Source organism: Qingshengfaniella alkalisoli, assembly GCF_007855645.1.
GTDB lineage: Bacteria > Pseudomonadota > Alphaproteobacteria > Rhodobacterales > Rhodobacteraceae > Qingshengfaniella > Qingshengfaniella alkalisoli.
The window spans coordinates 1,916,542-1,928,336 of record NZ_CP042261.1 but is presented as its reverse complement, the minus strand read 5'-3'; the positions used below and the strand labels follow the sequence as shown (position 1 = coordinate 1,928,336).

The 11,795-nt window shown below is 59.3% G+C and carries 10 protein-coding genes; 9 read left to right on the top strand and 1 reads right to left on the bottom strand.

Features of this window, described 5'->3' with window-relative positions; genetic code table 11:
- Positions 1-797: 797 nt before the first annotated feature.
- From FPZ52_RS09715 to FPZ52_RS09695, 5 genes are all read left to right on the top strand, one after another.
- Entirely contained in the window at positions 798-1,946 is a 1,149-nt protein-coding gene (locus FPZ52_RS09715; protein ID WP_146365245.1) for an AAA family ATPase, read from the top strand.
- An 80-nt stretch (positions 1,947-2,026) separates the two neighbouring features.
- Positions 2,027-2,617: a transposase gene (locus FPZ52_RS09710; RefSeq protein WP_146365244.1), complete on the top strand. Its 591-nt coding sequence runs from the start codon at positions 2,027-2,029 to the stop codon at positions 2,615-2,617.
- 197 nt (positions 2,618-2,814) lie between these two features.
- Complete coding sequence (locus FPZ52_RS09705; protein WP_146365243.1) at positions 2,815-3,582, top strand: hypothetical protein; 768 nt, start codon at positions 2,815-2,817, stop codon at positions 3,580-3,582.
- Positions 3,579-5,801 carry a hypothetical protein gene (locus FPZ52_RS09700; RefSeq protein ID WP_146365242.1) on the top strand — a complete coding sequence of 741 codons (2,223 nt, stop codon included), beginning with the start codon at positions 3,579-3,581 and terminating at the stop codon, positions 5,799-5,801. Before FPZ52_RS09705 ends, FPZ52_RS09700 begins: the two co-directional genes overlap by 4 nt.
- 14 nt (positions 5,802-5,815) lie before the next feature.
- Positions 5,816-6,826 (top strand): ATP-binding protein, encoded by a 1,011-nt coding sequence (locus tag FPZ52_RS09695; protein ID WP_146365241.1) that lies wholly within the window; start codon positions 5,816-5,818, stop codon positions 6,824-6,826.
- Between the two features lie 456 nt (positions 6,827-7,282).
- Here the strand turns inward: FPZ52_RS09695 and FPZ52_RS09690 are convergent, their stop codons facing one another.
- Positions 7,283-8,599, bottom strand: coding sequence for a replication-associated recombination protein A (locus FPZ52_RS09690; protein ID WP_146365240.1), 1,317 nt, complete (start codon positions 8,597-8,599; stop codon positions 7,283-7,285).
- Positions 8,600-8,799: 200 nt separating this feature from the next.
- On the opposite strand from FPZ52_RS09690, the gene crcB reads away from it, so the two are divergent.
- The 4 genes from crcB to FPZ52_RS09670 are packed head-to-tail and all read left to right on the top strand — an operon-like array spanning position 8,800 to position 11,609.
- Positions 8,800-9,177 carry a fluoride efflux transporter CrcB gene (gene crcB / locus FPZ52_RS09685; RefSeq protein ID WP_146365239.1) on the top strand — a complete coding sequence of 126 codons (378 nt, stop codon included), beginning with the start codon at positions 8,800-8,802 and terminating at the stop codon, positions 9,175-9,177.
- On the top strand, positions 9,177-10,223 hold the full coding sequence (locus FPZ52_RS09680) for an RluA family pseudouridine synthase (RefSeq protein ID WP_146365238.1): 1,047 nt from the start codon (positions 9,177-9,179) through the stop codon (positions 10,221-10,223). Before crcB ends, FPZ52_RS09680 begins: the two co-directional genes overlap by 1 nt.
- Positions 10,220-10,909: an HAD-IA family hydrolase gene (locus tag FPZ52_RS09675; RefSeq protein ID WP_240804339.1), complete on the top strand. Its 690-nt coding sequence runs from the start codon at positions 10,220-10,222 to the stop codon at positions 10,907-10,909. The genes FPZ52_RS09680 and FPZ52_RS09675 overlap by 4 nt, the downstream gene beginning before the upstream one ends.
- Positions 10,902-11,609, top strand: a complete 708-nt coding sequence (locus FPZ52_RS09670; RefSeq protein WP_146365236.1) for an ATP12 family chaperone protein — start codon at positions 10,902-10,904, stop codon at positions 11,607-11,609. Before FPZ52_RS09675 ends, FPZ52_RS09670 begins: the two co-directional genes overlap by 8 nt.
- Positions 11,610-11,795 lie beyond the last annotated feature (186 nt).

Sequence of the window (11,795 nt, the reverse complement as noted above, 5' to 3'; positions counted from 1 at the left end):
ATAGGACCCTTAAATGTGATCTTCGGCGTAGCGCCAAACCACCCAATTGTCGCAGTTTGAATGTCTGCTCCAACAGCTTCGCCATGATAGGTTCGCACTTGCAGCGGAGGTCCGGTTCCCGCCCTCTTGATCGGTGGCACCGGTGAATTCGCGGCCACTCAAAAGCGCTCATAATCGCCCTCGTTGTCCGTTGTCGCCCAGGGCAGAGGTGGTTTGCACGCCGTAGAAGGCATAACGCGACCTAACTATCTGGCTTGGTCCGGGGTACCAGCGGCCTGCCAGCTACCTCTGGCTGGTAAGAGTTCGGTTTCCGCGCCGAGCCTCACCTCCTGCATAGTTTAGAGCCGGGGTGACATCCCTGGGCAGGGAGGCGATGCTTTCTCCTGCCTGCCTGCCTGCCCTTCAGGGGGGCTTCTCAGAACGCTCACCGGTCGGATACCCGCGCCTGAATTGTCATCTGTTCTGCAACGATGTGTTTCCTGGCCTTCGCAGTTGCCGCATTCTGCCTTGGCTCGAAAATGCGAAAAATTCGTACATCTGTTCCCGCTCTTCCCTTGCTAAACGTGCGACGTCTGATGCTCTGCGGAAAAGAAAAAACTCTCTTTATTTTTCGCACCTTAGAAGCTCCTCAGTGAGGAGATACCGCTATTGACAATCCCGCTTTTAGGGAAGATTTCGGCGGCCGTCGTGACCGAAGGCGCTGATCGCTTCCGCCCGGCACAAACGAAATCCCAGCCTGCCAGGACGAAGAAACTGCGTTTCTCCGATGGGCGGAGCTTTGCTTGCAGGAGTCGACCATGTCACGCATTCCATTCATCCACGCCCGCTTCCCTGAGCCTGGCGATAACGAACAGGCGCTTGCCGGACGCCTGCGGAAGCACCTGAGCGAACTGCGTCTGCGCGCCCAGGAGCGCGAGGCCAATGTAGTGCCGAACGAGACCGCAGCAGGCTCGTCGAGCGCGGATTCCTTGGCAGACGAGCCAGTTCCTGGCGATGATCTCGGCATGGACTGGCTGACTCCCGCCGAGCTGTCGCACAAAGACCGCCGGCGGATCGACCGCCGCGCGGCTTGCCTCAGTAAGGCCCGGAGGGCGGCAACCGGTGTCGCGCACCTGAAGAAGGAAGATCTCGAGAAGCTCGCGGTGCTTAGGGATGGGGTCAGGCTGGGCCGTATCGAGAACGAGCACCGTGCCGACGAACTGGCCGCGAAGCTACACGCTGAGTTCCCCTGGCTCTCCGCCGCGAACGAACAGGTCTGGTACGCGATGCGCAGGTCGGTTCGGGAAGGCTGGCCGGGCCTTCGCCTGCCGCCGCTGCTGCTCGACGGACCGCCTGGGATCGGAAAATCGGTCTGGGCCCGGGAGCTGGGTAGGTTGATTGGTGTGCCCAGTATGGTGGTCGAGGCCACGAGCGAAAGTGCGAGCTTCGGGTTGGTCGGCTCGCAGCGCGGCTGGAGCAACGCCGCCCCTGGCCGCGTGCTTCAGACCATCATGCAGAGCCGGCTCGGCAACCCAATCGTCATCATCGACGAGGTGGAGAAGGCCGGATCTGTACATTCGAGCAATGGGCGCAGCTTTGATCTGACCACTTCTCTGCTGCCACTGCTGGAGCCGGCGACGGCTGGCAACTGGAGCTGCCCATTTTTCGAGGTCAGGTTCGATATGGGCTGGATCGGTTGGGTGATGACCACGAACGACTACCGCCAGCTCCCAGCGCCGCTTCTCAGCCGTTGCCCCCCGCTTCAACTGAGGCCCCCATCCCTGGAGGAATTGATCGACTTCGGCCTGAAGCAGGGGAGTAAGCGCGGGCTTTCGGAGCCCTCAAGCGACGCGATGGTCGAAACACTGCGACGAGCGTCGCTTCACACGCCTCAAATAAGCCTACGGACGGTGATCCGAATGCTCGATCTCGCCGAACGGCTCGAGGCGGGGCCGGTGACCCAATGAGCCGGGCTTGTACCTGGGCCTGTCGCCCTCTTCACAATCTCATGAAAGCATGTTCCCGTGCCCTTCAGGAGGAGCAGAAGATGGTGCGGACGAGTTGGGCAGTAAGCCGGATAAACTGGGAGTTGGAGCGGGCATGGTGGGGCCTGTTGCGCATCCAGCTTCCGGCGGAGGGCATCGCCGCGCGCTTCCATGACGAGGCTGCCTGCCTCGAACGACTAGTCGAGCAACGATGGGGGAAGCATGTGTCCTGCCCCCGTTGCGGCGCAGGGCGGCCATTCAATGTGCCGGCGGTGGCTCGGTGGCAATGTCGCGAATGCCGACATCAGTTCTCAGCGACATCAGGAACCATGCTTGGCTACAGCAAGCTACCGCTCCGAACATGGTTTTTGAGCGCGGATTACATGATCCGACATGCTCCGGCATATGTTCATCACCTCATGCCTCCGCTGGAGGAATACGCAGCCTTGACCGGTTTGCATTACAATACGGCCTCTCGTTTGCGGCGCAGAACATATGACGATCTGCGGACCAATGGGGGTCAGGGGGTTCTTGGAAAACTGGTGTTGGTCAATCCGGTGAAGCCGCCTGCAGACACGACGCCAGACTCGCCGGATTTCCTGGTCTGGCTTCGAAAGGAAGCCGAAGATCGGTCCATTCCTTTAGAAATCTGAGTTTCAGGTGAGCTGCGTCCACAGCCTTCCCGCGCCGGGCTCTGGTGCGTTTGGGGAATGCGCATAAATCTTCGATCAGCAGCACCGCTAGAAACAAAACCTGGGCGATAGCCTGTCGCCGAAATCGCATCCAAGGCCGGCCAGATGGAGCCGGATCAGGAACTCTGGATTCATCGAATCCGGGGAACGGAGAAGTTATGCTTTATCATGATGGCACATCTGGCGCCTATTCCCATGCTGAGGGCCATTGCCCGACCGGACGCGTGTCCAAGATTGGCCCGCCCTTGCTGGCGGATCCAGACCACCCCTTTCTGGTCCATCGATCGCACTTGCAGAAGATGGAGCTCGGAAAGTCACGTGGCAGTTCCCGACTGTCCTTCGTGACGCGCCTGCACCGCGAGGCCGTGCTTCAGGAGTTCTGGTGTGCCTCTTTGGAAGAGGCGGAAGTACAGAAAAACCTCGCGGCCAATCCTGGTGTGCTGAACTTCAAGGAGCAGTTTACCCGCCTCGATTTCGTGGGCCTGGACGGGGACGAAAGCTACACCAAGATCGACATCCACGTCTTGCTGGCCTCCGGTGAAGAGGTCCTGGTCTCGGTCAAGTACGACGAGAAAGCCCGGCGTTCGTCCTATCTGGCGGAGATCGCGAACATTGCGTCTCAGTGTTCGCCGGATGTCGCCGATCGGATCGTGGTGCTGTCGCGCTATTCATTTCACCCGGCGTGGCGGGACTGCGCGGAGAAAATCCATTATGCGCGGCGGGGCTGGGACCCGGAATCTGACCGGATCGTCTTGGAGGCGGCGAACGATCTGTCGCCCCGGTTCACGCTGGATCGGTTGATCGAAGCGTCCCGGCTCGACAACCGCGCATGGCGTGCGGTCGTCCGGCTCATCGGGGATGGTGACATTCGCAAACACCCTCTGGATCGGTTCGAGAGCGGCCTTGTCTGCGAGGTGGCGGCATGACCTATTTCGCGGGTCTCAAGGCAACGGATCGAGTCACATTCGAGGGAGCCGAAGTCACCAGGACCCGCGAGGTCAGGGATCGCGGCAGCGAGATCGTCACGCATTATCTGCTGTCGGTTTCGAACGCCGACCATGGCGTTGATATCCGCAAATTCCGCGCGGATGAGATCCCGTACCTGCTCGAGTGCGAACTGCTGATCATCGAGCGTGGCTACTACAGCCCGGCACAGCAGATGGATCGCGCCATGTTCGGCGCAGACGAGATGTTCAGGGCCACCAAAAAGCGGCGCGCGCGCATTGATCTGATCATGTTCCTCTGCTTGAGGATGTCTCATTACCGTGAGCTCGGAATGATCTTGACGCGCGACGGTGTGCAGACCTGGCGTGCCAAGTTGGATCGGGACTACAAGTCCTATCAAGCACGTCGGGATTATGGGACGGAAACTGCGAATGCGACGCAGAGCCTGAAGCCGCTTCCCAGCAATGACACTCTGCTAAGTTACTATCGCACGTTCCGAAAAGGAGGTCAGCAGGCGAGGGTGTTTTGCCCTCCACGCGCTCGGTCGGAAGATTTGGACGAACAGGCGATTGAAGACCAGAACTTTGTCCTACGGTGCCTGCAGCAGTATCTGAACCCGGAATTCTCCAAATCCGAAGTGGCGGCCGACACGATCTCGCAGGTCGAGAAGGAAAACGAGCGCCGCCGCGCCGCAGGCTTCCCGGTCTTGATCGACGTCAAGTCGGCCAGGACCTATGAGCGATGGATCGACGAACACCTGGACCCGTTCACGGTCAACGTCAAACGCGAGGGGCTGGCGAAGGCAAAAGCGAAACTCCGCAGTGTCGAGCAGGGACTGAAAGCCAGCTTTCCGGGGCAGGTGGTCATCTTCGACGCGTGGCAGGTTCATGTCCTGTCCTTGAACGTGTCGCGAGCGGCCTGGGACCGCATGACACCCGAGCAGCGTGCCAAGGTGAAGCGCGTTCGCCGATGGGTGGTCGTCGCGATCGATGTCGCCACCCGCATGATCTTGGGGTTTGCGTTTTGTTCGGCACCGAACCAGGAAGCTTCGCTGGCGTGCCTTCGCATGTGCTTTGTGGACAAGACGCCACTCCTCAGAGAGGCGGGGCTCTTCAAATCCTCATGGGACAACAGGGCCCCTATCCACATGGTTTCGACGGATTCGGGGAGCGAGTTCGGAAAAAACCCTTTTGGTGGGTCAAGGTTCGTCGAGGCGGTTCGGATCTTGTCCGGTTCGCTTCTGAATGCCGTGACCGGCGTGGCCGAACTTCGCGCTCACATCGAACGCCTGTTTCGCACCTTCGAATTGAAATGGGCGCGGCATTTGCCGGGCTGGACAGCCGGTGCGCCCCATTTGAGAAATGATCGGAATCCTGGGCGCGAGGCCTGCCTCACGGATGATGATCTGCATCGTCTCTTCGTCACATTCGTGGCGGATTACAACGCATCGCCTCACCGCGGTCTTGGCGGAGCGACCCCGTCCGGCACATGGGCGAAGCTGTCGAAACATGAACAGTTTGACCCCTTCGCGCTGCCTGGGTCTCAAGCACTGCGCGAAGCTTGTGGCAGTTCCCATGCTGCTGGCGTCTCGGAAGTCGGCATTCGTTTCGAGGGGCTGGTCTATTCGAATGAATTCATCCGAAACCAGCGCAAGGCGCCAGGCGTGGACAAGATCGCCCAGCCGGGAGAAAAGCTGGAGATCCTCGTCGACCCGATGAACCTCGGGGCCATCTCGGTCGTTGCCAACGGTGATCCGATTTCCGTTCCCTGCCTCGACGAGACCATGCGTGGAAAGTCACTCACCTGGTGGAAGGCGGAAAAGACCCGGCGCAAGGCTGAAGCCGCACTTGATGTCGCCGATCATTCCAAAGCCCAGTCTGAAGCCCGTGAGAGTTGGCGCGGGGAGGCAAAAGCCATCGCAGACTCGGCCGGCGTCACCATGGAAGGTCGCAGCGACGAGGAGGCGGCGCGTCTTCGCAAGGAACTGGAGTTCGGCAAGGGCGCACATGAAAAGCCCTTTGTCGGCCGCGACGAGTTCATCGATCCTCTGCAGACCGGCTACGCGACCGGCCCCAGTGGCAATCACACCGCATCAGCGCCCACGTCCCCATCTGAGACCGAGGCCGCCGAACACCCCGATGGAGCAAATCCCCTCGATCGCTTCCGCTCCACTGGCGCCCGACGCCGCCCAAGATCCTGATCCGGAGATAATCCATGACCACAAATGAAGCCTTGGCCGTGATGGAGAAAACGCGCACCAAAGCGGCCGCGACCGCCGCGCTGGATACCTTCTTCTTTGAAACCGAGACCCACCGCTTGATCCGCGAGCGAGTGTTCAGCGTCCTCGAGGCACGGGAAACTCGCCTGGCGCGCGGGTTGTATGAGCCGAAGGGGGCCGCCTTGATCGGCCCGGCCGGTAGCGGGAAGTCGACGATGATGGCGCGGGTGATCCGTGAGTATGAGGAGGCGGCGGTCGCCACTGGCGGTCGGGAATTCGGCCACAGGATCGTCAGTGCCATCGTGCCGGGAAAGGCGAGCGTGAAGGACACATGCTGTGCCGTCCTCAGGGAAATTGGTTACCCGACCAAGGGCAACCGGACCGAGGACTACCTGATCGACTGTCTGCGCAGGCAGCTCCAGCATCATCATATCGCGGCCATTCACCTCGATGAGATCCAGGACGCAGGGCGCTACGCGACCGAAGAGGCGATGTCCGCCTTCGCGAAGCGGTTCCGCAACCTGATGCAGGTCGGGCCCTGGCCTGTTTCGCTTATCCTGACCGGGACCTCGGAAGGACGCGAGTTCATCAACCACGATCCCACCCTGACGCGGCGACTGCGTCCTGTCGAGATTTTGGCCATGACGCCCGAAACCGATGGCCCCACCCTCCGAAATGGCATGACCAAGCTACTGGCGGGGTCTGGCCTGACCGATGAAGGCCTGTTCAGCCTCGCGGAATTCATGCCGCTCATGATGCATGCTGCAGCCTATCGCTTCGGTTTGGCCGTCGAGATCACGATCGAAGCGCTCTCGGAGGCTCTGGAGATGGGGGATGCCCGGGTCACCCTCGATCATTTCGCCGAGGCCTATTATGTCCGCACCAACTCTGATGACGAACTCAACCCCTTCCTGTCTGAGCATTGGCGCGGGATCGACACCTCCCGCGCCATGGATCGTTCTTACCAGGACACGAATGAGGCGAAGAAGCCGCGCAAACGGAAGTAGCCAGAAATCTTCTCCCCGCTAATCCACGTTAGGGTCGCCCGTTGGGCGGCCTTTTTCTTTGTCTGCGCGCCGCAGGGCCTAGGGACAGGTCGGGAAAACGATGTCAAAAGACGGGTTTTTGATGTCGGTAGGACGGTATTCGAAATGTCGGGTGAAAGCATAAGTTTTTGATATTAATTATTAAATTTTCAGAGAAAGACGGTCTTTGAGTGTCGGGCGATAAATAGTTGTATGCCAGAGAAGGCAAATGAGTGCGCAAACGAAAGCACAAGCGTGCTCATGGGCTGCCAAGAGAAATTCACAAGACATCTGTTCAATCTGTGAAATCCGGCTGAATTGACACGAATTTTTGGCCGAGATCATATGGCCGCAGTCGCCGGATGGGTTTTCGCTAACCCGGTCGATGCATTGAACGTGAACCGTCTGCGGCCAAGTGAGCTGACACAGGTCGACAGCTTACTTCCGCTGCCTGTCCGACCTAAGTTTTGAGAACCAGTTCAGCCGCTTTAGCATTTCACGCTCATAGCCGCGCTCGACCGGGGTATAGAATTGGGCCCGCTCGATACCTTCGGGAAAGTAATCTTGCCCCGAGAATGCGTCTTCCGCATCGTGGTCATAGGCATAGCCGGCACCGTAGTCGAGATCACGCATCAGGCTCGTCGGGGCGTTGAGGATGTGCTTGGGAGGGTTGAGTGATCCCGTATCGCGCGCAACTGCGCGGGCGGATTTATAGGCGGCGTAGGCTGCGTTCGATTTAGGGGCCAAGGCAAGGTAAATAACTGCCTGACCCAGTGCCAGCTCTCCTTCGGGGCTGCCGAGCCGCTCGTAAGTTTGCCAAGCGTCCAGGCAGAGGGACTGCGCCTGTGGATCGGCTAACCCGATGTCCTCGACGGCCATGCGTGTCAGGCGGCGGGCCAGATATCGCGGATCCTCGCCGCCTTCAAGCATCCTTGCAAACCAGTAAAGCGCTGCGTCGGGGTCAGACCCGCGGACGGATTTGTGCAATGCCGAGATCAGGTTGTAGTGCGCGTCCCCGGATTTGTCGTATTGAGCGGCGCGTTGCGACAGTCGTTGCGCGAGTTGTGCGGGGCCTATCCGGTTGGTGTCTGTCCAAGCGGAGATTTGTTCAATCAGGTTCAGAAGCGCCCGCCCATCCCCGTCCGCCATGTCAATCAACGACTCGCCGGCGGCCTCGGTCAGCGGCAGCGCGCGTCCGAGTTCCTGTTCTGCGCGGGCAAGCATTGTTTTCAGGGCTTCGGGGTCAAGCCGGTTCAGTACAAGAATCTGGCTGCGACTTAGAAGGGCTGCGTTCAGCTCGAAGGAGGGGTTTTCCGTTGTTGCGCCGACCAGAACGATGGTTCCATCTTCCATGAACGGCAGAAAGCTGTCCTGCTGCGACTTGTTGAAGCGATGGATCTCGTCAACAAATAGCAGTGTCCCCTTGCCACTATCCCGGCGCAGACGCGCGGCCTCGAAGACCTTGCGTAGCTCGGCGACATTAGAAAAGATCGCGCTGATCTGGACGAAATGCAGATCGGTCTCATGGGCCAGCAATCGAGCGATGGTCGTTTTGCCAACGCCGGGTGGTCCCCAAAGAATCAGGGAGGCGAGGCTTCCGCGCTCCAACATCCCGCCAAGTGGTCCGTCGGCTTCCAGAAGATGCTGCTGTCCGATGACATCACCTAGGTTGGTCGGGCGCAATCTGTCCGCGAGTGGTCGAGTGGTGTGATCCGATGAATTGGTACTGGTGGTATTGCCGAACAGGTCTGCCATTTTGAGCCGTGAGAATCAGGATCCGTTAATCAGTCATGCAGCGGTGCCTGCAACCGATGCCTTTCGCAACCGCTTACGTGTGTATAGAGCGGCCAAGTACCCATGTCGTGTCGGAACTTGCCAAGCGTTCATGTTGAACAAGCGTTTCGGGTAATTTACCAAGTTGTGAGCCAAACGGCGGTGGGCCGAAGGAGTAGGCGATGTTTCCGACGATTGCACAGGTGGCGCTTGGCGGCGCGATTGGCGCGAGTGGTCGCTACCTGGCCGGCGTGCTGATTGTGCGCTTGTTTGGCATTGGTCATTTCCCGCTAGGGATCATCACGGTGAACATCATCGGATCGTTCCTGATGGGTATGCTGACAGTGTTCCTTGCACGTTATAGCCTGACGCATTTCAGCCCGTTTCTGGCGGTCGGCGTGCTGGGTGGTTTCACGACCTTTTCATCGTTTTCCCTGGAGGCGGTCACGCTAATCGAGCGCGGCGCGGTCGGGCTGGCGGCGCTCTATGTCGTGTTGTCGGTCGTGATTTCTATCACGGCGTTATTTGCCGGATTATCCTTTATGAGAGCGATTGCCTGATGAGTGGCGTACAGAACATCAAAGTTGACCAGGATGAGGCCGATCAGCGGCTTGACCGTTGGTTTCGTCGTCGTTTCCCGCATATCGCGCAAGGTCGGATCGAGAAGATGTGCCGCAAGGGCGAGATTCGCATAGATGGCGGTCGCGCGAAACCAGCGACCCGCATCGAACCGGGCCAGACCGTTCGCGTTCCGCCATTGCCGGAACCATCCGAGGTGACTTCGCGTCCCGTGCCAGTCGGTCCGAGCGACGAAGATGCGAAACTGATCCAGTCATGCGTGATTTACCGCGATGACCACATCATCGCGTTGAACAAACCGCCGGGACTGCCGACGCAAGGTGGTAGCAAACAGAAACGCCATGTCGATGGTTTGGCCGAGGCATTGAAGTTTGGCTTGGATGAAAAACCGCGCCTCGTGCATCGGCTGGACAAGGATACCTCAGGGGTTCTGCTTTTAGCTCGGACGCAACGGATTGCGGGCGCATTGACCAAGGCGTTCAGGGATCGCGATACCCGGAAGATCTACTGGGCGGCTGTGGCGGGCGTCCCGGTGCCGCAGCTTGGCACCATCCGCTACGGGCTGGTGAAAGCTGGCGGCCACGGAAAGCATGGTGAGGGCGAGAAAATGCGTTGCGTTCACCCCGATGAGGTGGAAAATCTTCCGGGTGCAAAGCGGGCGATTACGGATTACGCGGTGCTGTCTGCGCTGGCAAAACGGACGGCATGGGTTGCGCTGGTGCCTGTAACAGGGCGGACGCATCAGTTGCGTGCACATATGGCAGAAACCGGGCATCCAATCATCGGCGACGGCAAGTATGGCGGCTCCGGGCAGGAAAACCAGGGCGACGGTTGGGGCGCGCAGCTGGGTGGCGAGATTTCTCGCAAGCTGCATCTGCATGCGCGCTCCCTGAGCCTGATGCACCCCGTAACGGGCGCGCGATTGAACCTGACTGCGCCCTTACCCGATCACATGCAGCGCACTTGGGAAACCTTTGCATGGAGTGTCTCGGACGTTCCGGCCGATCCATTCGAGGAAATTTTGTGAGCGCTGAGCCGAAACTCGTAATCTTTGACGTTGACGGAACGCTGGTTGATAGCCAAGCGCATATCGTTGCATCAATGGCCGCCGCCTTCGAGGCTGTCCAGCTGGCGGTTCCCGAGCGGGAGCGCATCCTGTCAATCGTTGGCTTGTCGTTGCCGGTCGCGATTGCTGAACTCGCGCCTGGCGCATCCGCATCGATATTGGATACCATGGTTCAACGATACAAGGATGCTTATACCGGATTGAGGTCGATGGATGGCGATGCCGCATCTCCTCTGTTTGCGGGTGCGCGCGAGGTGCTGGACCGGCTCGGCGCGCATGACAACATCCTGCTTGGTATAGCCACAGGCAAGTCACGGCGCGGGTTGCGGCATCTGTTCGACCTGCACGGGTTCGCACCGCTCTTCGTTACGAGCCAAACCGCCGATGATCATCCGTCCAAGCCTCATCCGGCAATGGTTCTTGCTGCGCTGGCCGAAACAGGCGTTGATCCGAAGAATGCCGTCATGATTGGCGACACAAGCTTTGACATGGAAATGGGCCGGGCCGCCGGTGTACGAACGATGGCTGTCACTTGGGGTTACCACCCTGGCGAGAGGCTCGCCCGCTGTCAGCCTGATGCCACTGTGGACAATTTCGCGGCACTTCATGCCGCTATTCTGAATAGCCTGGAACTGACCGATGACTGAATGGGCCCGCAAGCGCTTCTGGACCGACACAAAGGTTGTCGAGGCCACAGGTGGATACGAAGTGCAGCTTGATGGACGCAGCCTGAAGACGCCCGCGAAATCGGCACTGATCCTTCCCAACCTGCAGGTCGCAGAGCTTCTGCGCGACGAGTGGGAGGCTCAGCAAGAAGTGGTCGACCCTGAAACCATGCCCGCCACACGCATGGCGAATTCAGCCATCGACAAGGTCGCGCCGCAGCAGCGCGAGGTGGCTGAGCTTATTGCGGCATACGGCGAAAGCGATTTGCTTTGCTATCGTGCGACAACCCCGCAGGAGTTGATCGAGAGGCAGGCGCAGGCATGGGATCCGATTCTCGGGTGGGCGGCGGTCAAGCTGGGTGCGCAACTCGAAACAGCGGCTGGCGTAATGTTCGTGCCGCAGCCCGTAGATAGTGTCGCGGCGCTGACGCGGCGGGTTCATCGGTTCAACCATTGGCAGCTCGCGGCATTTCATGATCTCGTGGCGCTGTCTGGATCTCTGGTCATCGGATTTGCCGCAGCCGCAAGGCATCTGCCCCTTGATCATCTATGGGGCGTTTCCCGCATCGACGAGACTTGGCAACAGGAACAGTGGGGCGTCGATGAGGAAGCCGCGCAGGCTGCCGAAACCAAGCGTGATGCCTTTCTGCGTGCCGGTCATTTTCTTAGCCTTCTGCTCTGAAATCCGGCGTTTCGTGGTCTGAACTTGGGCAATTGCCGCTTCGTTATGCAGATATATCGCGAAATCTAACGATTCATAGATTTCTTCGGGCGCGCTTTGACTTGACGGATTAACCTCGAGATGCCCACACTCGCATACGCGAGGGAGACCCCGCGCAACAAAAAATCAAATTGGCGTTTGTTTTGA